Source organism: Bradyrhizobium canariense, from assembly GCF_018130465.1.
In the GTDB taxonomy this organism is placed as follows: Bacteria; Pseudomonadota; Alphaproteobacteria; order Rhizobiales; family Xanthobacteraceae; genus Bradyrhizobium; species Bradyrhizobium canariense_C.
Window position 1 is genome coordinate 129,994 of the sequence record NZ_JAFCKJ010000012.1, and the last position, 26,441, is coordinate 156,434.

At 65.1% G+C, this 26,441-nt stretch carries 22 protein-coding genes; 8 read left to right on the plus strand and 14 right to left on the minus strand.

All coding sequences use genetic code 11. The annotated features are described in order from the left end of the window. Nucleotides 1-25: 25 nt before the first annotated feature. The 3 genes from JQ591_RS27080 to JQ591_RS27090 all read right to left on the minus strand — a co-directional run bounded on the left by JQ591_RS27080 (nt 26) and on the right by JQ591_RS27090 (nt 4,534). Nucleotides 26-1,687: a tannase/feruloyl esterase family alpha/beta hydrolase gene (locus JQ591_RS27080; RefSeq protein ID WP_211399059.1), complete on the minus strand. Its 1,662-nt coding sequence runs from the start codon at nt 1,685-1,687 to the stop codon at nt 26-28. 84 nt (nt 1,688-1,771) lie between these two features. Next, the gene (gene serA, locus JQ591_RS27085; RefSeq protein ID WP_211399060.1) at nt 1,772-3,016 is read right to left on the minus strand and encodes a phosphoglycerate dehydrogenase; all 1,245 of its coding nucleotides are present in this window, start codon (nt 3,014-3,016) and stop codon (nt 1,772-1,774) included. A gap of 285 nt (nt 3,017-3,301) precedes the next feature. Further along, nucleotides 3,302-4,534, minus strand: coding sequence for a rhodanese-like domain-containing protein (locus tag JQ591_RS27090; RefSeq protein WP_211399061.1), 1,233 nt, complete (start codon nt 4,532-4,534; stop codon nt 3,302-3,304). 187 nt (nt 4,535-4,721) lie between these two features. On the opposite strand from JQ591_RS27090, the gene JQ591_RS27095 reads away from it, so the two are divergent. Beyond that, a complete protein-coding gene (locus JQ591_RS27095; protein ID WP_211399062.1) occupies nt 4,722-5,390 on the plus strand; it encodes a hypothetical protein in 669 nt (222 codons plus the stop codon). A 57-nt stretch (nt 5,391-5,447) separates the two neighbouring features. Here the strand turns inward: JQ591_RS27095 and JQ591_RS27100 are convergent, their stop codons facing one another. The 3 genes from JQ591_RS27100 to JQ591_RS27110 form a co-directional block, all read right to left on the minus strand. Continuing rightward, a complete protein-coding gene (locus tag JQ591_RS27100) occupies nt 5,448-6,641 on the minus strand; it encodes a PepSY-associated TM helix domain-containing protein (RefSeq protein ID WP_211399063.1) in 1,194 nt (397 codons plus the stop codon). 63 nt (nt 6,642-6,704) lie between these two features. Continuing rightward, the gene (locus tag JQ591_RS27105; protein ID WP_211399064.1) at nt 6,705-9,029 is read right to left on the minus strand and encodes a TonB-dependent siderophore receptor; all 2,325 of its coding nucleotides are present in this window, start codon (nt 9,027-9,029) and stop codon (nt 6,705-6,707) included. Between the two features lie 209 nt (nt 9,030-9,238). Further along, nucleotides 9,239-10,123 carry a dihydrodipicolinate synthase family protein gene (locus tag JQ591_RS27110; protein WP_211399065.1) on the minus strand — a complete coding sequence of 295 codons (885 nt, stop codon included), beginning with the start codon at nt 10,121-10,123 and terminating at the stop codon, nt 9,239-9,241. 178 nt (nt 10,124-10,301) lie between these two features. Between JQ591_RS27110 and JQ591_RS27115 the strand changes: the two genes are divergently transcribed. Beyond that, nucleotides 10,302-11,714, plus strand: a complete 1,413-nt coding sequence (locus tag JQ591_RS27115; RefSeq protein ID WP_211399066.1) for an FAD-binding oxidoreductase — start codon at nt 10,302-10,304, stop codon at nt 11,712-11,714. Nucleotides 11,715-11,722: 8 nt separating this feature from the next. After that, entirely contained in the window at nt 11,723-12,403 is a 681-nt protein-coding gene (locus JQ591_RS27120) for a GntR family transcriptional regulator (RefSeq protein WP_211399067.1), read from the plus strand. A gap of 3 nt (nt 12,404-12,406) precedes the next feature. Here JQ591_RS27120 and JQ591_RS27125 read toward each other — a convergent pair whose 3' ends face one another. From JQ591_RS27125 to JQ591_RS27135, 3 genes are all read right to left on the minus strand, one after another. Beyond that, on the minus strand, nt 12,407-12,571 hold the full coding sequence (locus JQ591_RS27125) for a hypothetical protein (RefSeq protein WP_211399068.1): 165 nt from the start codon (nt 12,569-12,571) through the stop codon (nt 12,407-12,409). Nucleotides 12,572-12,737: 166 nt separating this feature from the next. After that, nucleotides 12,738-13,700: a DMT family transporter gene (locus JQ591_RS27130; RefSeq protein ID WP_211399069.1), complete on the minus strand. Its 963-nt coding sequence runs from the start codon at nt 13,698-13,700 to the stop codon at nt 12,738-12,740. After that, nucleotides 13,657-13,971 (minus strand): hypothetical protein, encoded by a 315-nt coding sequence (locus tag JQ591_RS27135; RefSeq protein WP_211399070.1) that lies wholly within the window; start codon nt 13,969-13,971, stop codon nt 13,657-13,659. Before JQ591_RS27135 ends, JQ591_RS27130 begins: the two co-directional genes overlap by 44 nt. A gap of 193 nt (nt 13,972-14,164) precedes the next feature. On the opposite strand from JQ591_RS27135, the gene JQ591_RS27140 reads away from it, so the two are divergent. The 3 genes from JQ591_RS27140 (at nt 14,165) to JQ591_RS27150 (ending at nt 17,830) form a co-directional block, all read left to right on the plus strand. Beyond that, nucleotides 14,165-16,186, plus strand: coding sequence for a YgiQ family radical SAM protein (locus JQ591_RS27140; RefSeq protein ID WP_211399071.1), 2,022 nt, complete (start codon nt 14,165-14,167; stop codon nt 16,184-16,186). 476 nt (nt 16,187-16,662) lie between these two features. Continuing rightward, a complete protein-coding gene (locus JQ591_RS27145) occupies nt 16,663-17,121 on the plus strand; it encodes an Rrf2 family transcriptional regulator (protein ID WP_211399072.1) in 459 nt (152 codons plus the stop codon). A 25-nt stretch (nt 17,122-17,146) separates the two neighbouring features. After that, nucleotides 17,147-17,830 carry a class I SAM-dependent methyltransferase gene (locus JQ591_RS27150; protein ID WP_211399073.1) on the plus strand — a complete coding sequence of 228 codons (684 nt, stop codon included), beginning with the start codon at nt 17,147-17,149 and terminating at the stop codon, nt 17,828-17,830. Between the two features lie 240 nt (nt 17,831-18,070). Here JQ591_RS27150 and JQ591_RS27155 read toward each other — a convergent pair whose 3' ends face one another. Together JQ591_RS27155 and JQ591_RS27160 are read right to left on the minus strand one after the other, a co-directional pair. Further along, entirely contained in the window at nt 18,071-18,502 is a 432-nt protein-coding gene (locus JQ591_RS27155) for a hypothetical protein (protein WP_211399074.1), read from the minus strand. A gap of 277 nt (nt 18,503-18,779) precedes the next feature. Further along, complete coding sequence (locus JQ591_RS27160; RefSeq protein WP_211399075.1) at nt 18,780-18,938, minus strand: hypothetical protein; 159 nt, start codon at nt 18,936-18,938, stop codon at nt 18,780-18,782. A 388-nt stretch (nt 18,939-19,326) separates the two neighbouring features. On the opposite strand from JQ591_RS27160, the gene JQ591_RS27165 reads away from it, so the two are divergent. Beyond that, nucleotides 19,327-20,349 (plus strand): LLM class flavin-dependent oxidoreductase, encoded by a 1,023-nt coding sequence (locus JQ591_RS27165; protein WP_211399076.1) that lies wholly within the window; start codon nt 19,327-19,329, stop codon nt 20,347-20,349. Between the two features lie 30 nt (nt 20,350-20,379). Here the strand turns inward: JQ591_RS27165 and JQ591_RS27170 are convergent, their stop codons facing one another. Continuing rightward, nucleotides 20,380-20,538 (minus strand): hypothetical protein, encoded by a 159-nt coding sequence (locus JQ591_RS27170; protein ID WP_211399077.1) that lies wholly within the window; start codon nt 20,536-20,538, stop codon nt 20,380-20,382. Nucleotides 20,539-20,947: 409 nt separating this feature from the next. Between JQ591_RS27170 and JQ591_RS27175 the strand changes: the two genes are divergently transcribed. Next, entirely contained in the window at nt 20,948-23,242 is a 2,295-nt protein-coding gene (locus JQ591_RS27175) for an MHYT domain-containing protein (protein ID WP_211399078.1), read from the plus strand. A 53-nt stretch (nt 23,243-23,295) separates the two neighbouring features. On the opposite strand, the gene JQ591_RS27180 is transcribed toward JQ591_RS27175, so the two are convergent. Both JQ591_RS27180 and JQ591_RS27185 read right to left on the minus strand, forming a co-directional pair. Then, nucleotides 23,296-24,330: a tripartite tricarboxylate transporter substrate binding protein gene (locus JQ591_RS27180; protein WP_211399079.1), complete on the minus strand. Its 1,035-nt coding sequence runs from the start codon at nt 24,328-24,330 to the stop codon at nt 23,296-23,298. Between the two features lie 22 nt (nt 24,331-24,352). Continuing rightward, nucleotides 24,353-26,440 (minus strand): acetate--CoA ligase family protein, encoded by a 2,088-nt coding sequence (locus JQ591_RS27185; RefSeq protein ID WP_211399080.1) that lies wholly within the window; start codon nt 26,438-26,440, stop codon nt 24,353-24,355. Between the last annotated feature and the right edge of the window lies 1 nt (nt 26,441).

The window sequence follows — 26,441 nt, forward strand, 5'->3', positions numbered from 1 at the left end:
CACGCGGAAAGGTGAAATCCGGACCTCACGGCGCGCAGGTGAAGCTCGCCGCCTCCGTCACCGGGCCGGACCTGTAGTGCGGCCACGCTGGCCAGCGGCACAGCGGCAGCGCGCGAAGCGTTGCAAACGACGGCGCCTCGACCTTCTGCTCGGCGACTTCGAGGTCGCCGGGCGCCTTGCCCTTTTCGACCCAGTCGACCAGCGCGCTCAGCATGTCGACATTGGCCGGCGCGCCGGAGCCGACGTGGTCGACCCCGGGCGCGGTGTAGAGCCGCGCGAACTCGGCCGTCTCGACCTTGCCGAGCTTGCGCTCGACGTTCTCGAAATAGCGGATGCCGGCATAGGGGCTCTGCGCATAGTCAGCCATGTGCTCGAGCATGATCAGCCGGCCGCCGCGGGCGCGGAAGCGGCTGAGATCGGGGTCGGTGGAATCCATCAGGCCGGAGACCTCGAGCAGCCGCGCCTTGTGCTCTTCCGGCTTATAGGTCGTCACGTCGAGCCTGGGATCGCGCGCGAACACATATTGGATGCCGCCGGCGCCGTAGATCCAGGCGATGCCGTTGTTGGGCGCAGGCGGCTGCGCGGGAGGCGCCGTGCCGAGCCACCACGCGACCCAGCCGCCGGTCGGGCCAACCGCCGGCGTGTCCTCGCCCGACACGCCCCAGCCCGGATAATCGTCGAGACCGTTGGCGAGCGTGAACGGGAATTTGTAGGTCGCATGCAGGGTGTCGATCGCCTTGATCTGCGCGTCGGTGAGGCACTGATCGCCGGTCATGCCGCTCGCACAACGCAGCGCCTCCGCCTTGAACGCCGCCTTGCAGGCGACGGGATTTTGCACCAGCGCGTCGTCGGAGCCGTCGGCCTTGTCGCAAGCCGCTCGCACGGCATCGCCGACCAGCTTCACCTGGGCCGGATTGATCCAGCCGTCGCCCATGGTCACGAGCCCCGAACGCGTGCCGGCATGCTGCAATCCGACCCAGTTGATGACGGGCACACGGGCAAAGATGCCGTCGAAATCGTCGGGGTAACGCTGTGCCATCGTCAGGCCTTCGCGCCCGCCTTCGGACGAACCCATGAAGTACATTTTCTCCGGCTTCTTGCCGTAGGCGCGCTGCATCAGCGCAACGGCGGCATCGCGCACCTTCTTGTAGGCACGATGGGCGAAATTCTCGAAGGCTTCGTCGTTGAGCGCGAACAGTTGCGGCGGCTCGCCGGGCTTTGACTCATGACCGGAATCGGTGCCGTAGGTGACGAAGCCGCGCGCGAGCGGCGATGGCTTGTCCAGGGGATAGGCCGGCGGCAGCGCCAGGCCCGTGATCAACACGCCGTTGAATCCGCCGCCGCCATATTGCAGCGAGCGGCCGTTCCATTCGACGGGCAAGTTGACCTGAAATTTGATCGGCGGCGCCTTGGGATCGCTGGGATCGATATGGCCGAGCACCTTGCAGAAGCCGGGATTGGCGGGCGTGACACGCCCCGACGGCGTCGGGCCGCGTTCGGCGACGGCCAATTGCGAGGGCGCCAGCAACGTCGCCGAATCGATCTTCACGGCGTCAGTGTCGCCGACGAGGCCCTTGCAGACGGTGTCCGCATCCTCGGCCAGCGTCGCCGCCGACACGGAGCCTGCCCCCATCGCTGCAGCCGCGCCGACGAGCCACACACATAGCTTCGCAATCCTGCGCGCCATCGTTTCCCCCTGCGTTGTCTGTTCTTGCTTGCTCCGCCAGGAGGCCGCATTCAAGGCGACCTCCGGCCGGCCGTCAATGCAGCGCTAATGCTCGAACACCAGCCGCGCGCCGACCGTGCCTTCGAGGCTGCGGATCTGCTCCAGCAGCGCACCTGAATCCTGGCCGCCGAGGTCGGCGTCGAGCACGACGTAACCGAGGTCGCCGGAGGTCTCCAGATATTGCGCGGCGATGTTGATGTCGCGCTGGAGGAAGACCTCGTTGAGCCGGCGCAGCATGCCCGGCACGTTGCGATGGACGTGGCTGAAGCGCGCGCCGGAGGGACGCAGATGCAGTTGCACCTCCGGAAAATTCACCGCCCCCGTGGTCGAGCCGGTGATGAAGAAGTCGACCAGCTTGCGCGCCACCTCGCCGCCGATGCGCTCCTGCGCCTCCTCGGTCGAGCCGCCGATATGCGGGGTGAGGATGACGTTGCCGAGGCCCTGCACCGGGCTCTTGAAGCGGTCCGAGTTCGAGGACGGCTCGACCGGAAACACGTCGATGGCGGCGCCCGCGAGATGGCCGTCGCGCAGAGCAGCCGCCAGCGCATCGAGATCGACGACGGTGCCGCGGCTGTTGTTGATCAGGAGGGAGCCGGGCTTCATCGCCCGCAGCTCTTTCTCGCCGATCATGCCAGCGGTCTCCGGCGTCTCCGGCACGTGCAGGCTGACGACGTCGCTCTGCGCCAGCAGCTCTTCCAGCTTCTCGACCGGCTCGGTGTTGCCGTGGCGGAGCTTGTCGGTGCGGTCGAAATAGATCACGCGCATGCCGATCGCCTCCGCCAGCGTCGAGAGCTGCGAGCCGATATTGCCGTAGCCGATGATGCCGAGGGTGCGGCCGCGCACCTCGCGGCTGCCGGTCGCCGACTTGTCCCAGCCGCCCTCATGGGCCGACACCGAGCGCGGGAAGATGCGCCGCAGCAGCATCACGATCTCGCCGATCACGAGCTCGGCGACGCTGCGCGTGTTGGAGAACGGCGCGTTGAACACCGGAATGCCGCGCTTGCGCGCCGCCAGCAGATCGACCTGGTTGGTACCGACGCTGAAGCAGCCGACCGCGAGAAGCTGGTCGGCCGCTTCCAGCACCTCGTCGGTGATCTGGGTGCGCGAGCGGATGCCGAGCAGCGACACGCCCTTGAGCGCCCGCCGCAAATCCTCGCCGTCCAGCGCCTTGGTCAGGCGCTCGACATTGGTGAAACCTGCGCTTCTGAACAGGTCCACGGCGCTGTCATTGACGCCTTCGAGCAGCAGCGCCTTCGCGTTCCGCTCAGGGCTTTGGCCTGGGGCTGGCATAAGATCTCCGTGGGTCACAGCTTTGCCGCAGCTCTTAGACCGCGGGGGATGCGCAGCACAATAGGGGTTGGATACGGGGAGAAGATGGCGTGGGATAGACCTGCTTGGCATCCCACTACTTTCTTCCGTCATCCTGAGGTGCGAGCCATGCGACGCAAAGCGTCGCGTGGGGAGCCTCGAAGGATGAACGGCCCCAGCTGGGCCGTCGCCCTTCGAGGGCCGCTGAAGGAGCGGCCACCTCAGCGACAACGGCTACGCCGTTGCGCGGGGGTGACGGTATCAGCGTCAGATGACGTAAAACCCGTGCGTTCCGTCAAGACGCAATTGGTCGACGAGGCCGTATTCCCAGTCGAGATAGGCCTGCATCGCGCGCTCGGCGACGCCGGTGCCCTCATAGGGGCGGCGGTAGCGGTGGGCCGGGTCGGGCTTGGGCAGGACGTGCGGCGGACCGATTTCGAGCGCGCCGTCATAGCCGCCTTCGCGCACATAGACCTCCCAACCCATCTGCGCGAGCCAGGACGCCGTCATGTCGGCGCGGACGCCCTTGTCGTCGGTCAGCACGATGCGCGCGCCGCGCACCGGCGCGGCCATGTCGGTTTCCTGGACGAGCTGGCCGCCGGGATAGTGGCGGAAGCCGGGGAGATGGCCGGCTGCAAATTCCTCGGCGTCGCGCACGTCGAAACGATAGAGCGTGCGATCGGTCTGCGCGACAAGCGCAGCCATCTCGCTCGCGCCGATATGGCGGACGCCGGCGCGATAGGCGACGTCGCGCGCATTGGCCGGCCCACCCTCGAACGGCCCGATCGCGCCGCGCCGGTCGGCACCATGGTCGAGCGTATGCCGCGCCAGCGTCCAGCCGATGGTACCGTTGCGCAGTGCCCGGACCTTGTTGGGCACGCCGGCATTGATCAGCGACTGGGTACCGATGATCGAGCGGGTGCGGCCGGCGCAATTGACGATGATGGTGGTGTCGGCATCGGGTGCCGCCTGCCCTGCCCGCAGCACCAGCTCGGCGCCGGGCACGCTGACCGAGCCCGGAATGTTCATGGTGGCATATTCGTCGAAGCGGCGGACGTCGAGGATGGCGATGTTGGCTTTGTCCGCGATGAGTTTTGCCACCTCGTCGGCACTGAACGAGGGCGTGTGCCTGCGCGATTCGACCAGCTCGCCAAAGGCCTTGGAGTAGGAGTTGACGTCCTCGAACACCTGATAGCCGGCCGCGCGCCAGGCCTTCAGCCCGCCATCGAGCGCGCTGATATTGGTAAAGCCGAGCGCGGCGAGCCGCTCGGCGCCGGCAGTCACGAGGCCCTCGCCGTCATCATAGAGCACGATCGCCACGTCCTTGCGCGGCAGCCTGACCTCGGCTTCGATCTCGATCCGGTCCGCGGCCATGTTCGCCGCGAACAACGGATGTCCCGTCGCGAAACCAGCCTCGTGCCTGAGATCGAGCAGCGCTATCTCCTCGCGGAGCAGCAGCGCGCGGCGGATGTCGGCGGGGGTGACGGTGGTGAGCTTCATCGGACATGCAGCCTTCGAAGTTTGAACAGCGCGCTTTTGGCCGATTGCGGACCGCTTGACCAGCCCGACGGGCTGGTATGCCCTCCCACTCTGCGGCATGCAATCCCGTGGAGCTGCTGAAAAGAAGCATGTTGTCCGCGGGCGCGGGGCGGGTAAAGTTCCGATTCGCGCGTTGGGGAGGGGCAGCATGCGAACCATAAAATTCCTGGTGGCGTTTCTGGTGCTTCCGGGTGCGGCCATGGCCGCGTTGACCAATGCGGAGCGCAAGTCCCAATTCGAGCGGGCGATGGCGTCGATCATAGCAGCGACGACGCCGACCGTGTTCGGCTTCGTCCGCGACACGCTGATCAAGGACTACGTCGCCTGCAAACCCAACAAGGGACAGGCCGTGGAGCTGGTCCACGCAAGCTACTTTCGTACCTGCGAACAGGACGACGCTTCGGTGACAGGCGACCGCGCACTGGAAGCCTGTCAGCTCCGCTACGGCAAGCCGTGCGCCCTGCTGGCGGTGAACGAGGAGATCGTCGCGGAAGGTGAACTGACAGCGCGAGACATGCCGCGTCTGCATTATGCGGGCAAGTATGATCTGTCCCAGATTCCGATCATCCGGCGGGTCACTCGGCAGCGCCCTGAAGTGCAGAACTACGACAAGGCCATGGAGCCCAAGGCGATCGCGATACATCCCTGGGGCAAGCTGTTCCTCTCGGCAGGGGACCCCAGCCTGAAGGACGCCCAGACCTCGGCGCTGGCGAAATGTAACAGCGATCCCGCGCGGAACGGCCGGGATGGCGGCTGCTTCGTCTACGCCGTCAACAACGACGTCGTCATCGACGAACGGCGCATGCAGGCGAAGTGACATGACGACGGCGGGTCGCCCAAGCGGCTCCAAACCCTGTCGAAGCGGTTCGCCCGTTCACTCGCCCGGCACGAGCCGCCCGAGCGGCGGCTGGGCCGGGCGGCGCAGCTTGCGGCGCGACAGATAGAGCAAGACGCCGGTGACCGCGAACAGCGGCATCAGCGCGGCTGCGAGCATGAAGGCGAGCTTGCCGGGCCAGCCCAGAAATGCGCCGCGATGGATGTCGAGGACGTTTGCGATGATCTTCTCGCCGAACGTCTTGTCGGCGTAGCGTTCCGCGGAGACCAGCTGACCGGTGACGGCATCGATGCGGAATTCGTCGCGCGTGGTGTCGAGCGTGGAATCCTTCCCCCACGACCGGACTCGGATCACCGTGCCCGGACCGGCGGGCAGCGTCAGCAACGCCTTGGAGAAACGGCTGCCCTCTTCGTGCAGGAAGGCGGCCCACGCGCGATCAAAGCCGATCGGCTGTGCCGTCTCGCTGACGCCGGCGGCACGCAACGCCTTTGTGGGCATCATGGGCTGCATCTTCGCAGCAGTGACTTGTGGACGCGACAGCAGCCAGACGACGCCATCCTTGTACCAGTCGAACGAGTACCACAGCCCCGTCAGCGTCATCACCAGATAGACCGGCAGGACCCAGGTGCCGATCACCGCATGCAGCGAGCGATGCAGACCGCGGCCAGTGAGCACGAGATTTGGCTTCAGCCACGTCTTCACGCTGCCGGCACGCCGCGGCCAGCGCAGCACGAGGCCCGACACCAGCATGACGATGAGGCCGAGCGCGGCCACGCCGGTGATCTGGCGTCCCCAGCCCTTGGCGTCGCCGGGGATGAGCAGCCAGCGGTGCAGCCGGCGCACGGTCGCGAAAAACTCCTCGCCGCGCGGCGAGCCCAGCACGCGCGCGTCATAGGGGTCGACATAAAGCGAGGACGCCCGCGCGCCCTGCTCGTCGCGAGCGAAGCGGAGACGCACCGCCGCGGACGGGTCGCTCGACAGCGTGACGGCGGAAACGTGACCAACATCCTGTGCGGCCTTCAGGCGCGCGATCAGTCCGTCCGGCGTCAGCGCGGGAGCCGAACGCGGCGTGACCCGCATGATCCCGGCATTCATCTGATCGACGATCTCGTCCTCGAAACTCATGATCGCGCCGGTCAGCGCGATCAAGGCAAGCAGCAGCGCGAGCACGAGGCCGGCGATGGAATGGACCTGAAGCAGGATCGCCTTGATCGCGCGCCAGGACTCACGCATCGGCGCCAGCCTTTCCGGTCCGCACGACCTGCAGATCGGCTTCCTCGCGCCGCGCGGCCATCGCTAGAACTTCACCGTTGCCGACAGAGACACCCGGCGCGCGTCGCCAATGGCGACGTTCAGAGCGTTTCCGGTGGTAGACGTATAATAGACCTTGTCGAACAGGTTCTTGACATTGAGCTGATAGGTTACCGGCAAATTGTCGACCTTGGTGTCGTAGGTCGCAAAGACGTCGGCGACGGTGTAGGCCGGCAGGAAGAACGTGTTGAGGGAGTCGCCCGGCCGGTCGCCGACATAGTGCGCGCCGCCGCCGAGCCGCAGGCGTCCGGGCAGCGCATCGCCGAAATCGTACACAAGATAGAGCGAAGCCGTGTTCATGGCAGCGTTCAGCAGCTTGGCGTTGCCGACAACGGGATCGTTGATCAGGCGTGCGTCGGTATAGCCGTAACTGCCGATCATGCTCCATTGATCGGTCAGCTTGCCGGTCACGTCCAATTCGACGCCGCGCGACCGGGCCGCACCGGACGTGCGCCCCGTCGACTTGCCGCCGCCGAGATCATCCAGCACCAGCACATTCTTCTTCTCGATGTCGTAGAATGCCAGGGTGCCCGACAGCCGCTTGTTGACATCGAACTTCAGGCCGGTCTCCCACTGCGTTCCCTCTTCGGGCGCAATGGTGGAGTCGACGATGAAACCGCCGGTGAACGCCGCGATGGTTGAGGTCGGCTTCAGCGACTGCGTATAGCTCACGTAATACGAGAGCTGATCGTTCAGCTTGACGATGACGCCGCCGAGCGGCAGCACCTTGTCGCCCGACAAATTGGTGTTCGTGACGAAGGCGGGCCGGCCTTTGCCGGCGAGCTGTTCGTATTCCATCCAGCGCACGCCCCCGACGACCGACAGCCAGTTGGTCAGATGGAACGTGTCCTGGGCGAAGAAGCCGCGGGTGCCGAGCTTGTCGGTCTGCTCGCTGTCGGTTGCCGAAACGGTCGTGCCCGGCACGACCAGCCCGTAGACCGGGTTGTAGAAATTGAAGCTCGGGGTCGCCTGGCGAATCAGGTCGCGGCGATCGATCGTGCGATAGAGCGCCTCGCCTCCGAACAGGATCTCGTTGCGGAAGCCGCCCATCCAGACGTCACCCTGGAGATAGGAGGTGCCGTAGCTGGCGTTGCTCAGCGAATTCTGGGTGCCGTCGTTGCTGCGGGTCTCGACGCCGGTCGCCGCGTTGATGCCGGTGATGCGAAGCTGATTGGCGCTATAGGTCTCGGTGTTGTAGCTGTAGGCTGCCGTGACCTTCCAATTGTCGTCGAGCTTCTGCTCGACCGAGGCCTGCACCAGGTCCGAGGTGCCCCACATGTTGTTGAAGGGCTCGTCGAGCCGGCGCGTCGCCGGGATCGCCAGCGGCGCGCCCTTGACGAAGGCAGTGCCGCGGTCGAACGGATAGATGAACTCGCGGTGCTCATAGGTGAGCTGGATCGTCGTGCTGTCGCCGTACCAGGCCAGCGACGGATTCACCAGCATTTCCCTGTGGCGGCCGAAATTGCGCCAATAGTCCTCGCTGACACCGTAACCGACGAAGCGATAGGCAAGACCCTGGTCGCCGATCGGGCCGGTGATGTCGAGCGTGCCGTCGGCGCCGTTGCGATTGTTCGCGAATGTCGAGCCGAGCAACGTGATCGAGCCGTGCTGGTAGAGCTCCGGGCGCTTGCTGATGGTGTTGACGATGCCGCCGGGATCCATGATGCCGTAGAGCAGCGAAGCCGGGCCCTTCAGCACCTCGACGCTCTCGACCGCGGCATTCAGGCTGCGACCCTGCACCAGCGGCATGCCGTTGCGCATGATCGAGCCGTCGCGGTTGTCGCCGAAGCCGCGGCGGATCACGGCGTCCTGGGTGCCGGCGAGCGTGTTGGTCTGGGTGATCCCGCTGATGTTGACCAACGCATCGTCGATGTTGCGCGGGAGCTGATCCTTCAACACCTGCTCGGGCACGACGTTGACGGACTGCGAGGTGTCGAGCGGCGAGGCGCCGCTGCGCAGCGTGGTCGCGCTCGGCATGGCGCGATAGCCAAGCTTGGCGGCTTGCTGCGCGGCCGCTTGTGCGGCTGCGCGCTCCGAGAGGGTCGGCGCTGCGGGTGCTGGATTGCGATTGCGCTGGCGCGCGGCGGTTTGCGCGCGGCGCGGAGATTGTTCCGATGCGCGCGCTGTTTTCGGCCGTGGCGCCGGCGCTTCCACCGTCACCGGCGGCAGTGCCGATTGTGCCTGCGCGCTCGTCGTGCTGGAGGGAGATTCGCCGAGCAGGACGGCTGCTCCGATGAGAAGACCTGCGCGGCTCTTGCCGGCACGAGTTCGACGGCCGCTGACGCGCTGGCCATCCAGATAGACACGCACTTTCGATTCACTTCCAGGTCAGACACAGCATTGAAGCTGGCGCGTCTAACAGTCGCTGTGTGGGAAGAGAACCGTAAGCGGACTTGAATCGCTCTAGTGTTGAATCGTTCTAAGCTTCGATCGCGCTATTCGGCAATCCTCGATTGATTGAGCAGCGAGCGCGACACGCAGCGCGCGAATTCGGCAACGTGTCGCGGCATTGTGCGATCTCACGCGATGGCGGGAGCCATCAGCTCGTCGAGCTTGCGCTTGAGCGCGGTGCCGTCGGACAACGCGCGGAGCGGCGGACGCACCCGCAGCCAGCTCGCATCGCCCGTCTGTGCCGCGAGGATGGCTTTCAGCGTCGTGAGGAAGGATGGTGATTTCACCACGATGTCCACGGCAGCCTGCATGCGCGCTTCGACATCCTTGCCGTCGATCATCGCCTTGACCAGCTGGGGCGCGATGTTGGCCATGCCGCAGATGGTGCCGGCACCGCCGGCGGCGATCGCGCGAGTGATGTCAACCTCGTTGCCGACGGTGATGGCGAGTTCGGGAGCGGCGGCGCGGAACGCCTGGAACTGCTTGAAGTCGCCGCTGGAGTCTTTCAGGCCTGCAACGACCTTGCCGTAGCGCTTGCGCAAATTCGCGGCGACGCCGGTCGGGATCGCGATACCCGAGATCTGCGGGATATGATAGAGGTAGGCGCGCAGGCGATCGTCGGCGACGCCGTCGAGGATCGCGGCAAAGGCATCCTCGATGCCTTCGGGGGTGACGCTGCGGTCGAAGTAAGGCGGCAGCAACAGCACGTGGCGCAGGCCGAGGCCGAGCACGGCGCGCGTCAATGCGATGCTGTCGCTGATGGCGGGGAAGCCGCCGCCGATTCCAATTCGTTCCGGCGCGACGCCGGCCTTGAGCACGGCCTCGATGGTCGCGACGCGTTCGGTGACATTGAAGGAGGTGCCCTCGCCGGTGGTGCCGAACAGCACGACACCGTCGACGCCCTTGCCGAAGAGTTGCTTGGCGTGGGCCGCGAGCTTTGCGGAGTCCACGCTGCCGTCGGTCGCCAGCGGCGTCGCCGACGCCACCCAGAACCCGCGAATTGCCTCCGTCATCACACCATCCGTTGCTGTGGCTTCGGACCAGGCCTCTGATCTGGAAAGATCTTAAGGGGCTTGGCGAGCCTTGTTTTTGCTTTACTTTTAGTCTTGTACCTTACATACAACAGAGACGCAAATCCTTTCCGCCGTTACGGCGCGCATAAGACGCAGCCGGATTTTGAGGAGGTCTCGCATGAACATGGTGACCCCCATTCAACGACCCGACCAATTGCTCGGCGCGTTGCGCGACAGGCTCGGCGCGTCCGCCGTGTTGATCGGCACCGACGTGCCCGCGCGCAATTGCAACGACTGGAGCGCGAGCCTGCCGCAAACGCCGTTCGCGGTGATCCGCCCGCTCGACGCGCAAGGCGTTGCGGAAGCGATTCTGACCTGCCGGCAGGCGCATCTGCCGTTCGTGCCGCAGGGCGGATTGACCGGGCTGTGCCGCGGCGCATCACCTGAAGCCGGCTGGGTCGCGATCTCGCTGGAGCGCATGAGCGGCATCGAGGAGATCGATCATGCGGCGGCGACGATGACGGTGAAATCAGGCACGCCGCTGGAGACGATCCAGAAGGCCGCCGACGAAGCCGGCTTCTTCTTTCCGCTCGATCTCGGCTCGCGCGGCTCCTGCGCCATCGGCGGCAACCTCTCGACCAACGCCGGCGGCAACCGCGTGATCCGTTACGGCATGACGCGCGAGCTCGTGCTGGGGCTCGAAGTCGTGCTGCCCGACGGCACCATCATCACCAGCCTCAACAAGCTGATGAAGAACAATGCCGGCTATGATCTGAAGCATCTGTTCATCGGATCGGAAGGCACGCTTGGCATCATCACCCGCGTGGTGCTGCGGCTGTTTCCGAAGCCGCGCTCGACCATGGCCGCGCTCTGCGCGCTCAAGGACTATGCCGCGGTGATCGCGCTGCTCGGCGCTGCGCGAGGCGGGCTCGGCCCGCTGCTGTCGGCGTTCGAGGTGATGTGGCCGGACTATTGGGACGTGATCACCACGCGCGCCGGCGTCAAGCCGCCGGTCGCCGCAGGCCACGGCCTCTACGTGCTGGTCGAAGCCCAAGGCACCGACGAGGGCCTCGACGCGCCGCGCTTCCAAAGCTGGCTCGAAGAGCTGATGGAGCGCGGGCTGCTCGCCGACGCTGCCGTGGCGCAATCGCTGGCGCAGACGCAAAGCTTCTGGCGCGTGCGCGACATCTGCGCCGAGTTCGGCCAGGTGCTGGGGCCGCACATCTCCTACGACATCGGCCTCGCCGTGGCGCGGATGGACGAGTTCGCGACGCGCTGCAAGGCGGCGCTCGCGAAGGGCATCGAGGGATGCGAGAGCGTCTATTACGGCCATATCGGCGACGGCAATCTGCATCTCGTCTCCTGGGTGACCGGCCTTGCCGTCGAGCAGCAGCCGAAGGAAGAGATGGACGCGATCATCTACGGTCTCGTGCGCGAAATGGGCGGCAGCGTCTCCGCCGAGCACGGCATCGGCACGCTGAAGAAGAAGTGGCTGGGCCATGCCAGGAGCGAGGCCGAGATCGCGCTGATGCGGACGCTGAAGGCCGCGCTCGATCCCGATCATCTCCTCAACCCCGGCAAGGTGATCTGAGAGAGCCGATGCGATCGCTGAAACTCGATGCGCCGAAATCGCTGTCGCAGCGGGTGATGCAGCGGCTTCGCCAGGCCATCATCGACGGCGAGTTCGCGCTCGGCGCCGCCATCTCCGAGGAAATGGTGGCAAACTCCTTCGGAGTCAGCCGCACGCCGGTGCGCGAGGCGATGGGCCAGTTGCAGGCGCAGGGCCTCGTCGTGATCCGGCCGCAGGTCGGCAGTTTTGTCTTTACACCAAGCGCGGAAGACATCACCGCGCTCTGCACTTTCAGGATCGCGCTCGAACCCAAGGCCGCCGAGCTCGCCTTCCGCCATGATCGCGACGGTGCGATCACGACAATGAGCGAGGCGATCGCGGCGATGGAGCCGGCGATTGCAGCCAGGGACAACATCGCCTATGGCCGCGCCGACGCCGCCTTTCACGAGGCGCTATTCACCCATTGCGGCAACCGCTATCTCGCCGAATCCTATCAGCTCGCATCCAGCCGGGTCGCAGCACTCCGCACCAACCTGACTTCGCCGATCGACGTGCGCACCCGCACGTCCTTCGACGAGCACCGCAAGCTGCTCGACCTGTTCGCCCGCGGCGATTTCGCCGCCTTCGCGACGCTGATGACCACGCACGTCACCAATTCGGGCGTGGTCTATGCCAAAGCCTTGAAAGTCGACGCGCTGAAGGTGGATTGAGCGCTACCGCCCGCCCTTCGATCCCGGCCTGTCCAGGAAATCCAGCGCGGTGTTGATCTGCTCGAGCTGATGCTCGATCCTGTCGCGGTCCGCGGCGGCTTGCGCCTTCTCGAGTTCCTCCACGAGCTTCTGCTTCCGTGCCAGCAAGCTCTCTATGACCGTACTCACAAGCCCCCCCATCGCCTCGAAGCGAGCATCAAGGCAAAATCCGGTTGCGGGCACAGGCGCCGGGATGGTCGAGGCGCGCGCGAGCGGGCCCGCGCCGGTGCCTAGGTCAGAATGTTCACGGCGGTGGTTGGTTCCTTGGTGTGAACCGCAACGCCAGCGGATGTAACTATTTGCGCAGGCTCGCCCAGACCCCGCCGAGGATCAGCACACCGCCGAACAGATGGATCAGCTTCGGCGGCTCACCGAGAATTGCGAACGACAGCAGAGCGCTCGCGATCGGTCCGAGATAAAGCACGAGCGAAGTCCGGACCGAACCGAACTTGCCGCCGAGCCAGGCAAAGCCGGCATAGGCCAGCAGACCGGGAACGATCCCGGCGAAGACATAGGCCGACAGCGCTTTCGTGCTGAAAACCTGCACCGGCATGGTCCACATCTCGCGGGCCGCGAGCGGCAACGAGAACAATGCACCTGCGGCTGAGAACAGGCTCATGCGCGCAAGCAACGACGCCCTTGGCGCGGCGCGCGATTGCAATAGCGTGTAGCCGGACCAGCCGAGCATCGCGATCACGACCAGTCCGTCGCCCGATGCGGTCTCCAGCGCGAACAAGGTCTCCGGATGGCCGCCGGAAATGATGAGCAACGCGCCTGTCAGCGCGAGCGCCGTGCCGAGCCATTGCAGCGGGCCGACATGCTCGATGCCGAGCGCGGCGGAAATCATCAGCACCGTGATCGGCGACAGCGCCATGATCAACGCGATATGGATCGCCGTCGTCGAGACGCCCGCGGCGTAGACCGGACCGCCGCAGAGGAACATGCCCATGAAGCCGGCGGCGAGAATCGGCCAGATGTTTTTGGCCAGCGGCACACGGCCGGCGCGGATCTCGGTGAGCGCGATCGGCGCGAGCCCGATGGCGACGATGCTCCAGCGGAAGAAGGCGAGCGCGAAGGGCGGGACGGAGCCCGCGAGCCCTCGCGCCAGAATCTGATTGGAGGCCTGCGCGGTCGCCACCAGAATGAAGCCGATCAGCGCAATTGCGCCGAGCCAGGCCTCAGTGGACGGCGCCGCGCCGGCTTCATCACCGCCGTTAGAAGTTTCCTTGCCCGTTTCCTTGCCCGCTTCCTTGCCCATGGAGCAATCGGATATCCGATGTCGGCCGTGGTGAGAACCCGGAAGATGGATCGCTCATGTGCATATGCGGCACCCGCACTGTTCCAGGCGGCGAGGCGATGCTCGCGAGCAATACCGGCACGACCGGCGTGCGGGGGACGGAGACCGAGAACACCGCCAGCAGCGCACAGACCATGCAGAGCCTCATCCGCACCGTCCTGCGATCGGTGATCGGCAGAAACAGGAAAAACAACATCGCCAGGATCAGCAGCGCATCGATCAGAAAGAACATGGATCTCTCCCTTGAAACCGGGGAGAGGATGACGCGGCGGTGCCGGCGGGTATGTGGACGGCGTCACAGTCCGGCGCCGCTGCCCCGATGCGACTGGCGTTGCCGAATTGCGCGCCACGCGGGAACCGCAATCGGCGAAGACGGCCCATCGGCCGGTTGTATTCGCCGTCCCGGAGTCCTATGCGTATGCGCCATGGACACCCAGATCATCACCGCCGAAAAGCCCCTGATGGCGCAGGCACGCCCGCACAAGCCGGCGCCGTTCCTCCCGATGAGCCGCGCCGAGATGGATGCGCTCGGCTGGGATGCCTGCGACATCGTGCTGGTGACGGGCGATGCCTATGTCGACCATCCCAGTTTCGGCATGGCCATCATCGGCCGCCTGCTGGAGGCGCAGGGTTTTCGCGTCGGCATCATCTCGCAGCCGGACTGGCATTCGGCCGAGCCGTTCAAGGCGTTGGGCAAGCCAAAGGTGTTCTTCGGCGTCACCGGCGGCAACATGGATTCGATGGTGAACCGCTACACCGCGGACCGCCGGCTGCGCCATGACGATGCCTATACCGCGGGCGGCGAAGGCGGCAAGCGGCCGGACCGCTGCACCGTCGTTTACGCGCAGCGTTGCCGCGAGGCGTTCAAGGGCGTCCCGGTCGTGCTCGGCGGCATCGAGGCGTCGCTGCGCCGGATCGCGCATTACGACTATTGGTCGGACAAGGTGCGCCGCTCGGTGCTGGCCGACGCCAAGGCCGACCTGCTGCTCTACGGCAATGCCGAGCGCGCCGTCGTCGAAGTGGCCAACCGTCTTGCCGCCGGCGAGGCGCCGCGCGAGCTCGACGACATCAGGGGCGTCGCGCTGTTCCGCCGCGTGCCCGAGGATTATTCCGAGCTGCACGCCGACGATCTCGATTCCGCCGACGAGGGCGCCTCGCGGACGAAAGGCCCGACCGTGATCCGGCTGCCGGCGCTGGAGCAGGTCGAGCAGGACAAGGAAGCCTATGCGCGCGCGTCACGCGTGCTGCACCGGGAGAGCAATCCCGGCAATGCGCGGCCGCTGGTGCAGCGTCACGGCGACCGCGATCTCTGGCTCAACCCGCCGCCGATTCCGCTGACCAGCGACGAGATGGACGCGGTCTACGATCTTCCTTATGCGCGCGCCCCACACCCGTCCTATGGCGAGGCAAAAATCCCCGCCTGGGACATGATCAAGTTCTCGGTGACGATCATGCGCGGCTGCTTTGGCGGCTGCACCTTCTGCTCGATCACCGAGCACGAGGGCCGCATCATCCAGAACCGCTCCGAGGGCTCGATCCTGCGCGAGATCGAGAAGATCCGCGACAAGACGCCCGGCTTCACCGGCGTGATCTCGGACATCGGCGGTCCCACCGCCAACATGTACCGGATGGCCTGCAAGGACCCGAAGGTCGAGGCAGCGTGCCGGCGGCCGTCCTGCGTTTTCCCCGAGATCTGCCCGAACCTCAACACTTCGCATGACGACCTGATCCGGCTTTATCGCAAGGTGCGCGAGACCAAGGGGATCAAGAAGGTGATGGTCGCCTCCGGCGTGCGCTACGACCTCGCGGTCGAAAGCCCCGAATACATCAAGGAGCTCGTCACCCATCACGTCGGCGGCTATCTCAAGATCGCGCCCGAGCATACCGAGCGCGGCCCGCTCGACAAGATGATGAAGCCCGGCATCGGCGCCTACAACCAGTTCAAGCGGATGTTCGATGCCGCGGCCGAACAGGCCGGCAAGAAATATTACCTGATCCCGTATTTCATCGCGGCACATCCGGGCACGACCGACGAGGACATGATGAACCTCGCGCTCTGGCTCAAGAAGAACCGCTACCGCGCCGACCAGGTGCAGACCTTCCTGCCCTCGCCGATGGCGACCGCAACGGCGATGTATCACACCGGCGTCAACCCGCTGCGCGGCGTACGCCGCGGCGGCAGCGACAAGGTCGAGGCCATCAAGGGCCTGCGCCAGCGCCGCCTGCACAAGGCCTTCCTGCGCTATCACGACCCCGACAATTGGCCGGTGCTGCGTGAAGCGCTGAAAGAGATGGGCCGCGCCGATCTGATCGGTTCGCGCCCCGACCAGCTGGTCCCAGCTCACCAGCCGCCCGGCACCGGCAAGGCCGCCGGCACGCGGCGACCGGTTCGTCCGGACGGCAAGACGCAGCGGTTCACGACCAAGAATCTGCGGGTGATGAAGTAGCGGGCCGGATCAGGTCCGGTTCAGCCTCGCACTGTCGTGCCCCCAAAACAAAAATCTCGAAAACAACCCCATGCACAGTAGCCGGCATGAGCGGGATCAATGACTTACGCCAGGTGCTTTTCGAAGCCGTTGCTTCGTCGGGCAAAACAGGCGCAAGATGGCATGATCGGGTGCATTGATCGTTGCGTGGTGGATCAGGCCGCATAGGCTCGGCGCCGACGCGACGGGCGCCCCGCCCAAAATGCGCAGATCGCCAATCCCTGCACCAGCGCCGCGGCAACATAAAAGCCGGCTGCGGCGACAACGCGCCATCCGTAGAACGTTCCGGTTCGCATCGTCGTCAGCCGCCTGAGCTTTGCGACGGGATTCTGCACGGACCTGCCGGCGCGCAGTTCGCTTCCGGTCGAAACGTGGGATCGGAAGGCACGCGCCGAAATCGGTTGACCTGAATGCGGTTATGTAACATATGAAGTTACATGAAACAGGACAGTCGATTATCCGGCGTGCTTCACGTTCTGCTGCACATGGCACAGCAGCCGGGTTCGTTCACGTCCGAGACCCTTGCAAAGGCCATGGATACGAACCCGGTGGTGATCCGACGGATCATGGCCGGCCTTCGGGACCTCGGTTACGTCCGCTCCGAGAAAGGCCACGGCGGCGGCTGGACGCTGGCTTGCGACCTCACGAAGGTGACGCTGCGCGACGTCTACACCGCGCTCGGCAGTCCCGCGCTTCTGGCCATGGGCAACCGGACCGAGGCGCCGGGCTGCCTCGTCGAGCAGGCCGTCAATGCCGCTCTCGATCAGGCCTTTGGCGATGCGCAGGCGCTGCTGCTGTCGCGCTTTGGCGAGGTGACGCTGGCGATGCTGGGCGACGATCTGCGCAAGCGCCTCGGCTCGCGAAAGCTTCAGGGCATGAGCGCGCATGGCGCGTGATTGGCCCATTCAGCAAGGACATATCATGGCCGACGTTCAGAACATGTTTTCCGATCCGCAAGCGGTGGCGAGATACACGGAAGGACCGCCACGGTTCGTCCCCGGCTACGATGCCATGCTGTCCATGGCGGCGATCCTTCTGGCCGAGCGCGCGCGTGACGATGCCAAGGTCCTCGTCCTCGGGGCCGGCGGCGGCCTGGAGCTGAAGGCTTTTGCGCAAGCGCATCGAGGCTGGAGCTTCGATGGCGTCGACCCGTCCGCGGCCATGCTGGGGCTTGCGAGGCAAACCCTGGGATCGTTCGCGCCACGCGCGCGTCTTCATCAAGGCTACATCGACGATGCTCCGGAAGGCCCGTTCGACGGCGCCACCTGCCTGTTGACCCTGCACTTCGTCGATGTCGAGGAGCGACGCCGCGTCGCCTCGGAGATCCGCCGCCGGCTCAAGCCGCGCGCGCCGTTCGTGGTCGCGCATTTGAGCGCGCCCGATGGCGAAGAGGAACGCCCGCTATGGCTCTCGCGGTACTCCGCGTTCCTGGCCGCGTCCGGCGTCGAGCCGGACCAGGCGGCGGCCGCGCGGAACGCCGTCACCAACCATCTGGAAATTCTCGCGCCCGCGCAGGATGAAGCGATTTTGCGGCAGGCCGGCTTCTCCGACCCGACGCTGTTCTATACCGGCTTCACTTTCCGTGGCTGGGTCGCTTACGCCTGAGGCGTCACGGCTTCGTCAACACGGCCGGCGTCAATGCGACGCCGGATGCGCCAGGGAGCGTAGTCATAAACCCGACAGCTCGCGAAGTCGGCGGTGTCCGTTCTGCCTACGAGCCGGGCCTGGCAGTTCGCCTTTGCGAGTCAGCAATGGGCCAATAGGCGACCCACGTACCGCTGCAAACAGCAACGCAATTGGTGAGTGTCGACACTTCCTTGCGTCACTGTCAGTCAGCGAAGTAGCTCACTTTCTTGCAGCCCTCGCTTCCTCTTCACTTTTTTCTTTTTCGTATTGATCACATGCTGTCTTAGTCGCCGTAATGGCATTATCCAGGCTACTTTTCGCACACGCGGAGTCGCAATTGAGGGCTTTCTTCAGCCTTTTGTTGCTGCAAACGCGCTCGTCTTCCTTGACAAGAGCGACCCATATCTTTCGACGCTCTGCCTCATTCTTTACCATTTCGCAGTCGGCCTTCGCCCGCTCCACCGCGTTTAGCTTGTTCTTTGCTACGGCCTCCTTCTCATACTCAATGGTCTGCGCGGACACAATCTTCCGATGCATAGCAAGGGCGTCGTCACATGCGTCGGCGTTAGCCAAGCTGACGCTCGCCATCGTTGCAAGGATTGTTGAGGCGAAAAACAAATGGGAAGTTTTCTTCTTCGTCAAAGAGTTCATTTAGATGCCCCGCTCCGTTTTATCATTTGGGCGCGCTGATCAAGTGCCAGTTATGTCCCGGTACTACTGGCCCGAGAAGTAAGCATCTTGAGGATGGACAGTTCAAGCGAACGAATGTCTGCTTCGGGTCAAAAGCGTTGGCCTAGCGCTCGGCTGCAAACTTCCGGCCTGCCCCAATGAACCGGCCTGAAGCTGCACCGCTTCAATGGAATCGATGGGCCAGCAGGCGGCATTGTAGGTTTCGGCTGATATGAATGAGGCCGCCGGCTGAGGCGGCCTACCTCTCTTTTTCTTCCGTTTGTTTGCGCTCCAGGTCATCAATCAGAGCACCGATGCGCTTTGCAGTCGTCGCGTCGCTTGCGCCCCGCAACAAGCGCCTGGACTGTTCCAGACGGCGGGCAATTTGCTCTTGGCGTACGAGTTGATCCGGCATCATTGGTGTCGCCTCCGCATGTTCAACCGGACGGGGAGGAGAATGGTTCAAATCTATTCTGGTCTCGTCCAACTGAGGCGGCCTCACCCTTGCAATGGGCTTTGATGGTGGGGTTGCTTGTCCGCCGCTTGGGGAAGTTCCATCCGATCTCCCGCAAGGCGAAGCCATTCAAGGGGCTCATGATACGAAGTCAATTCTGGCCTGCGTCGCACCGCAATCAGCCTGGTATGCGTCACGGCAATTGGCGGCGACGCCGCCGACAACATGAGCGATCCGGCCCCCCGTCAGGATCGAACCGGCTGACCGATTCCAAGAAGGTTGCCTTCCCAGGCGGCCATTTTCCCCCGGACGAGGTGTCGCAAACTCTTCCCATCATCCATATGTTGCCTCCATGAAAAAAATCGGATTCCTCTCCTTCGGGCACTGGACGCCCTCGCCGCAGTCGCAGACCCGCTCGGCCGCGGATACGCTGCTGCAATCGATCGAGCTTGCGGTTGCGGCAGAACAGCTCGGCGCCGACGGCGCCTATTTCCGCGTGCATCACTTTGCACGGCAGCTTGCCTCGCCCTTTCCGCTGCTCGCCGCCGTCGGCGCCAGGACCAGCAAGATCGAGATCGGCACGGCCGTGATCGACATGCGCTATGAAAACCCGCTCTACATGGCGGAGGATGCGGGCTCCGCCGATCTCATCGCCGGCGGGCGTCTCCAGCTCGGCATCAGCCGCGGTTCGCCCGAGCAGGTGATCGATGGCTGGCGCTATTTCGGCTACCAACCGGCCGACGGCGAGAGCGACGCCGACATGGGCCGGCGTCATGCCGAAGTCTTCCTCGACATCTTGCGCGGCGAAGGTTTTGCAAAACCCAACCCGCAGCCGATGTTCCCAAACCCGCCGGGTCTGCTGCGGCTCGAGCCCCATGCGGAAGGCCTGCGCGAACGGATCTGGTGGGGTGCCGGCTCGAACGCGACGGCGGTCTGGGCCGCCAGGCACGGCATGAATCTGCAGAGCTCGACGCTCAAGAACGACGAGACCGGCGAGGCCTTCCATGTGCAGCAGGCCGCACAAATCCGCGCCTATCGCGCCGCGTGGAAAGAGGCCGGCCACACCCGCGAGCCGCGCGTGTCCGTCAGCCGCAGCATCTTCGCGCTGCTCGACGATCGCGACCGCGCCTATTTCGGCGGCGAACGCGGCGGTGAGGACCAGATCGGCTTCATCGACCCTCGCACGCGGGCGATCTTCGGACGCAGCTATGCCGCCGAGCCGGATGCGCTGATCGAGCAGTTGCGGCAGGACGAGGCGATCACCGAGGCTGACACGTTGCTGCTGACCATCCCGAACCAGCTCGGCGTGGACTACTGCGCGCATTCGATCGAGGCGATTTTGACGCACGTGGCGCCGGCGCTTGGGTGGCGGTGAAGCGAACGGCCGACTTGGCGAAGCGCGCTCTCAAAATAGAGCGGCGTTGGTAGCCTGTCCGTAGATCATTGCGGCCACGAGAGAGAGCAGCAAGCCCGCGCCCGAGAAGATCACGAGGATTTTCAGAGTTTCGACATCAACGTTGATTCTCGTCGCGCGGGATATCGCCTTTGCCAGTGCAGCCATCATCGCCAGCTCCGAACAGGCGGCGCGGAAGCGCGGCCTGTTTCATCTAGCGTCATTGCGCGCGTTTGCGTGTGAAGCAGATTACAGGTGACCTTGCGTGCTGCGCCTCACACCGCCGGCCGAGCGTCCCTGAATCTTACCATTCATGGCGCGCCACGCGTATGACAGGCGGCCGCTCGCCATGCACCTTGTGCGGGAACCGGCCGAGTTGCTGCCATCTTTGCGGTGCAGGCTGGTACCGGTATTATTCTCAACTGATTCTCGTCTGACGAGGTACGGGTGCCGCGGCCGTCATCGGCGCGGTCCTGTCCGGCGGGAACGATCTTGGTGCCGAGGGCGATTCGGCGTCGTCGGGGGAGGACAATTTGCGGGAACGCGAACGCGAACATAAGTTCGGCTAGCGTCAGCCGACATGCATCATCATGCGGCTTTTCACGATCCCGTTCTGGTCGCGTTGTCGATTCTGATCGCGGCACTCGCCTCCTATACGGCATTGGACCTGGCGACCCGAATGCGAGCTGCTTCGGGAAGGGCCCGGCGATCCTGGCTGGTAGCCGCTGCGGTCGCCATGGGCGGCGGCATCTGGTCCATGCATTTCGTCGGCATGCTGGCCTTCAGCCTGCCTGGAATCGAGATCTCGTACGATCCATTCCTGACTCTCCTCTCGCTTGTCGTTCCGATTGGCGTCGCCGCTGCCGCCTTTGCCGTTGTCGGACGACGCCCACGGGCGCTCCTCGCATCCGGCTTCGCGATGGGACTTGGTATCTCCGGCATGCACTATACCGGCATGGCCGCGATGCGAATGGCGGCCTTCATCGCCTACGATCCCCGATGGGTTGTGCTCTCGATCCTGATCGCGATCAGCGCCTCGATCGTGGCGCTCTGGCTCGCCTTTCGCAACACCAACGCGGTCCAGCGGCTGTTCGCGGGATTGGTGATGGGCCTTGCGGTCTCCGGCATGCACTACGCGGCGATGGAGGGCGCCATGTTCCTGCCGACAGGCCCCATGGCCCGACAGGCCGAACATCTCGGCGTCGGTCAGGCGCCGCTCGCGTTCCTGCTCGCCGGCATCACCATCGTGATCCTGAGCATCGGGATCGCGGCCGCCGTCTATGACAGGGCATCGGCGGAGCGCGCCCAACGCGAGGCCGACGCACTGAGGCGCAGCGAAGAACGCTTTCGCCTCCTTGTCGAAGGTATCGTCGACCACGCCATCTTCATGCTCGATCCGGACGGGCGCGTGGGCAACTGGAATCTCGGCGCGCGCGGACTGATGGGCTATGGCGACGATATCGTCGGGACGAGCTACACCATTTTTCACACCGAGGAAGATCGCGCGGCCGGGACGCCCGCGCGCGCGCTCATTGAAGCCGAGCGGGAGGGGAAGTCGGCCATCGAAGGCTGGCGGGTGCGCAAGGACGGCAGCCGCTTCTGGGCGGAGGCAACGATCGTCGCGGTCCGGAACGAAAGCGGCGCAATCGCCGGCTTTGCGAACATCGTGCGCGACGTCAGCGAACGGAGGCGGGCGCAGGAAGCGCTGGATCGCGCGCGCGAAGCACTGATGATGTCGCAGAAGATGGAGACCATCGGCCAGCTCACCGGTGGCGTCGCCCACGACTTCAACAACCTGCTCGCGGCCGTGCTCGGCAGCCTCGAGCTTCTGAAGAAGCGCCTGCCGACGGACGATCCGAAGATCCAGCGCCTGGTGGAGAACGCGATGCAAGGCGCGGTGCGCGGCGCCTCCCTGACCCAGCGCATGCTCGCTTTCGCGCGCAAGCAGGATCTCAGGCCGGCGGTCGTGGATGTCCGCGAGCTGGTGCGCGGCATGGCGTCATTGCTGAAATTCGAGGCCCGAATTGATGTCGAGACGCGGTTCCCGATGCATCTGCCGAAGGTGAAGGTCGATGCGAACCAGCTCGAACTTGCAATCCTCAACCTGGCGGTCAACGCGCGTGATGCGATGCCGGACGGCGGCCTGATCACCATCGCCGCGCGCGAGGAGCAGGGCGAAGGCGGCCTTTCGACCAGCGGCTATGTTGCGCTGTCGGTGAGCGACACCGGCTGCGGCATGAGTGACGAGATCCTCAAGCACGCCCAGGAGCCGTTCTTCACGACCAAGGGCGTCGGCAAAGGCACCGGGCTCGGCCTGTCGATGGTCCACGGACTTGCCGAGCAGTCCGGCGGCAGGCTCGTCTTGAAGAGCCGTCCCGGAGAGGGCACGACGGCCGACATCTGGCTGCCGATCGCCGAGGAGACCGCGGTGCCAGACCAGCGCACGGCGGCTCCGGCCCCCGTGGCCCGGGCCAGCCGGCAGCTTTCCGTGCTCGTCGTCGACGACGACCTGCTGGTGCTCGAGAACACGGCAGCGATGCTGGAGGATCTTGGGCACATCGTGGTCGAGGCACGCTCGGGCGATGAGGCACTGGCTTTGCTCCGCCGCACGCGGACCGTCGACCTGGTCGTGACCGACTATGCCATGCCTGGCATGACCGGCCTCCAGCTTGCCAGCGCCATCGCTGCGGAGCGCCCGGAGACGGTCATCCTGCTCAGCACGGGATATGCGGACCTCCCGAGCGACACGCGATCCAGCCTGCCGCGCCTGGCAAAGCCGTTCGACCAGACCGCGCTTGCGAAGGCTATCGAGGCGGCGATGGGCGAGGGAGAGCCGACCGGATCCATCGTCGCGTTTCGGCCGAAGAGCGCATGAATGCTTGATGATGAATGACGTGCTGCGGCCGATGACGCTTGTCAACCGACTCCTTATTGCACCTCGATATTCGCGTCCTTGACCAGCTTGCGCCAGCGGTCCTCCTCCTGCCCGACATAGCGATCGAGCTGTTCCGGGGAGCCCCCCACCATGATGAGGCCTTCGTTGGCCTCGAGCTGCTTGAAACCACCGGACTGAACGGCCTTTGCGACGGCCTGATTCAGGCGTGCGATCACGAGAGCGGGTGTCTTGGCCGGAGCGTACAAGCCGTACCACGACTCGGCAGCATAGCCGGGCACCCCCGCCTCGGCGACGGTCGGCAATTGCGGAAACGCTGTCGAACGCTCGGCCGATGTGACAGCCAGCGCCCGGAGCTGACCCGCGGCCACCAGCGAGGCCGCACTCGCCACGGTGGTGAACATCACGTCGATCTGCCCACCCAGGAGATCGCTGATCGCAGGCGCCGCGCCCTTGTAGGGCACCGCCGTCATCTTGACCTTCGCCATCGCATTGAACAGCTCGCCCGCGAGATGAGCCGAGGTACCGGTGCCGAACGTACCGAAATTGAGCTTGCCCGGATTGGCCCTGGCTTCAGTGATCAGATCGGAGATCGAGTTGATCTTGGAAGCGGGGTTGACGACGACGATATTGAAGGACCGCGCGATCAGCGAGACCGCCGCGAAATCCTTGTGCGGATCGAACGGCAGCTTGTTGTACAGGCTCGGGTTGACCGCGTGCGCGAAGGTCGCCATCAGCAGCGAATAGCCGTCGGGCTCGCTGGTGGCGACTGTCTGCGTTCCGATGATGGTCCCGGCGCCCGGCTTGTTCTCGATGATGACGGATTTACCGAGGTCAGTCTGGATTTCCTGCGCTGTCGTTCGCGCGATGATGTCGGTGCCGCCGCCGGCCGCGAAGGGCACCACGATCTTGATGATCCTGTCGGGATATTCGGCGCGCGCCGGCGCAGCTCCCAGCCCCGCGACCACCGGCAAGGCGGCGCAGGCGAGGATGCCGAGGTTCAGCCAGCGCCGCATGGCGAAACACTTCCCGCGCGTGCCGTCGTGATTGATGATTTCGCCAATGGCCATCTGGAGCTCCATCCGATTTTGTTCAGACATTGAGAACAACCAATCCGTCTGCCGCCTTCACGCCCTGGCCCGCCGGCAGCACGAAAACCGGATTGATTTCAGCCTCGGCGAGGCGATCGCCGAGCTGCGCAACCATGCGCGAGAAGGCGACGATCGTTCCTGCAAGCGCTTCGACATCGCATTTCGGCCGGCCCCGAAAACCGTCCAGCAACGGCCACGTGACGAGATCGCGCGCCATCGCTCTAGCCTCGGACAGACCGAGGCCGCCGTCCGGTGGAAGCAGACGCATCGTCGTGTCCTTGAACAGTTCGGCGGCGACGCCGCCCATTCCGAGAAGGATCGCGGTTCCCAGGGGATCGCGATGCATCCCGAGAATGATCTCCACGCCGCCCGAGATCATCTCCTGAACCAGGAACCGTCCGGTTCGCGTCCCGGTCCTGGCCTCGACCTCGTCAGCCATCGCCTTCAGGCGGCCGCCAATCGCATCAGTGGTCAGGTTGACCGCGACGCCGCCGACGTCGCTCTTGTGCGCGATCTCGCGCGAGAGAATCTTCAGCACGACCCGGCCACCGAGGTCGCGCGCCGCCCGCTCCGCTTCGCCTGATGTTGCGACCACCTTCTCCGCCACGATCGGAACGCCGAAGCGGGCGAACAGGGCCTTGGCCTGTGCCTCATCGAGCGATCCCGCCGGGAAGTCGCTGATATCGGCCGTCATCTCGATCGAGCCGGATGTCTGGACCTGTTCCGGCATTCCGGCCTGCAAGAGCCCGTCGAGCGCAGCAGCACAGCTTTCGGCGGACGTATAGGCCGGGACGCCTCGCCGGGTGAGGACGGAGACCACGTCGGGCGCGTAGGGACTCACATAGGCAAGGACGGGCTTGTCGCTCATCGGAAGGCAGTCGTGGATGGCATCGGCCATCAGAGTCGGCGATCCCACGGCTGACGAACCGACAATGATGGTGAGCGCGTCGTAAGAAGGACTTGCGAGCAGGATGCGGATTGCGGCGCGAAGCAGGTCCGGCTGCAGACCGGCCAGTGTCACGTCGATCGGATTGCGATCGAGCGCGGCATGCGATCCCGACTGGAGGCCGCGCAATTGCGCGGCGGTCTCGGTGTCGGGAGCGGGTGTCGCAAAGCCGGCGACGCCGAGACTGTCGGAAACGATCGTGCCGGCGCCGCCAGTCGAGGTGAGGATCGCCACACGCCTGCCAGAAAGTTTCCGTCCCGCCGCAAGGGCCGCGGGAATGTCGAGCAAATCATCAAACGTCTTGGCGCGGATCACGCCGAGCTGCCTGAACAAGGCGTCGTACATGCGGTCGGAGCCCGCAAGCGCCCCGGTGTGCGAGACGGCCGCCTTTGCACCCGCCTCCGATCGCCCGATCTTGAAGGCGACGACGGGTTTGCCGGCGCGTCGCGCCTTGAGGACCGCCTGGCGAAAGCGAGCCGGATTGCGGATCGCCTCGATGTAAAGCGCAATGACCGTTGTCGCGCTGTCGTCGGCAAGAAAGTCGATGAAATCGGCGAGCTCGAGATCGGCTTCGTTGCTGGTCGACACCAGCTTGGACAGCCCTACCCCGCGCGCCGCGGCGCGCGACAACAAGGCGCCGAGAATCCCCCCGCTTTGCGAGACCAGCCCGATCGCACCTAGCGGGAAGTGATCCATCGCCAGCGCGCCGGATGCCGACAGCACGATATTGTCGGTGAGATTGACGAGGCCGATCGTGTTCGGCCCGAGCAGGCGCATGGATCCGGCGGCTTCGATGAGCTGCTTCTGGCGCTCGGCGCCTTCCGTCCCGGTTTCGGTATAGCCGCTGGCCAGAACGATCGCCGCGGCAGCGCCCCGCTTCGACAATTCGCGCACCGCGATGTGCGCGCGCTCCGCGCCGAGCAGGACAATGCCGACATCAGGCACATCAGGCAGCGAAGCGACGTCGGCATAGCAGCGCAGACTGCCGATTTCCGCGACCTTCGGATTGACGGGATAGATCTCACCCGCAAAGCCGTGCTTCTGGAGATAGGAGACCGGTCGCCCCGACGTCTTGCTCGGGTCCGCCGATGCGCCGATGATGGCGACGCTGCGCGGTCGGATCAGGCGTTCGATGGCATCCATT

What these genes read in the sequence shown, in the direction of transcription:
- JQ591_RS27155 (WP_211399074.1), bottom strand. Translation starts at nt 18,502, where the DNA reads ATGAACTCTTTGACGAAGAAGAAAACTTCCCATTTGTTTTTCGCCTCA.
- JQ591_RS27100 (WP_211399063.1), bottom strand. Translation starts at nt 6,641, where the DNA reads ATGCGTGAGTCCTGGCGCGCGATCAAGGCGATCCTGCTTCAGGTCCAT.
- JQ591_RS27165 (WP_211399076.1), top strand. Translation starts at nt 19,327, where the DNA reads ATGAAAAAAATCGGATTCCTCTCCTTCGGGCACTGGACGCCCTCGCCG.
- JQ591_RS27145 (WP_211399072.1), top strand. Translation starts at nt 16,663, where the DNA reads ATGAAACAGGACAGTCGATTATCCGGCGTGCTTCACGTTCTGCTGCAC.
- JQ591_RS27110 (WP_211399065.1), bottom strand. Translation starts at nt 10,123, where the DNA reads ATGACGGAGGCAATTCGCGGGTTCTGGGTGGCGTCGGCGACGCCGCTG.
- JQ591_RS27135 (WP_211399070.1), bottom strand. Translation starts at nt 13,971, where the DNA reads ATGTTCTTTCTGATCGATGCGCTGCTGATCCTGGCGATGTTGTTTTTC.
- JQ591_RS27175 (WP_211399078.1), top strand. Translation starts at nt 20,948, where the DNA reads ATGCATCATCATGCGGCTTTTCACGATCCCGTTCTGGTCGCGTTGTCG.
- JQ591_RS27170 (WP_211399077.1), bottom strand. Translation starts at nt 20,538, where the DNA reads ATGATGGCTGCACTGGCAAAGGCGATATCCCGCGCGACGAGAATCAAC.
- JQ591_RS27120 (WP_211399067.1), top strand. Translation starts at nt 11,723, where the DNA reads ATGCGATCGCTGAAACTCGATGCGCCGAAATCGCTGTCGCAGCGGGTG.
- JQ591_RS27160 (WP_211399075.1), bottom strand. Translation starts at nt 18,938, where the DNA reads ATGATGCCGGATCAACTCGTACGCCAAGAGCAAATTGCCCGCCGTCTG.
- JQ591_RS27095 (WP_211399062.1), top strand. Translation starts at nt 4,722, where the DNA reads ATGCGAACCATAAAATTCCTGGTGGCGTTTCTGGTGCTTCCGGGTGCG.
- JQ591_RS27180 (WP_211399079.1), bottom strand. Translation starts at nt 24,330, where the DNA reads ATGGCCATTGGCGAAATCATCAATCACGACGGCACGCGCGGGAAGTGT.
- JQ591_RS27130 (WP_211399069.1), bottom strand. Translation starts at nt 13,700, where the DNA reads ATGGGCAAGGAAGCGGGCAAGGAAACGGGCAAGGAAACTTCTAACGGC.
- JQ591_RS27185 (WP_211399080.1), bottom strand. Translation starts at nt 26,440, where the DNA reads ATGGATGCCATCGAACGCCTGATCCGACCGCGCAGCGTCGCCATCATC.
- JQ591_RS27115 (WP_211399066.1), top strand. Translation starts at nt 10,302, where the DNA reads ATGAACATGGTGACCCCCATTCAACGACCCGACCAATTGCTCGGCGCG.
- JQ591_RS27140 (WP_211399071.1), top strand. Translation starts at nt 14,165, where the DNA reads ATGGACACCCAGATCATCACCGCCGAAAAGCCCCTGATGGCGCAGGCA.
- JQ591_RS27080 (WP_211399059.1), bottom strand. Translation starts at nt 1,687, where the DNA reads ATGGCGCGCAGGATTGCGAAGCTATGTGTGTGGCTCGTCGGCGCGGCT.
- JQ591_RS27090 (WP_211399061.1), bottom strand. Translation starts at nt 4,534, where the DNA reads ATGAAGCTCACCACCGTCACCCCCGCCGACATCCGCCGCGCGCTGCTG.
- serA (WP_211399060.1), bottom strand. Translation starts at nt 3,016, where the DNA reads ATGCCAGCCCCAGGCCAAAGCCCTGAGCGGAACGCGAAGGCGCTGCTG.
- JQ591_RS27150 (WP_211399073.1), top strand. Translation starts at nt 17,147, where the DNA reads ATGGCCGACGTTCAGAACATGTTTTCCGATCCGCAAGCGGTGGCGAGA.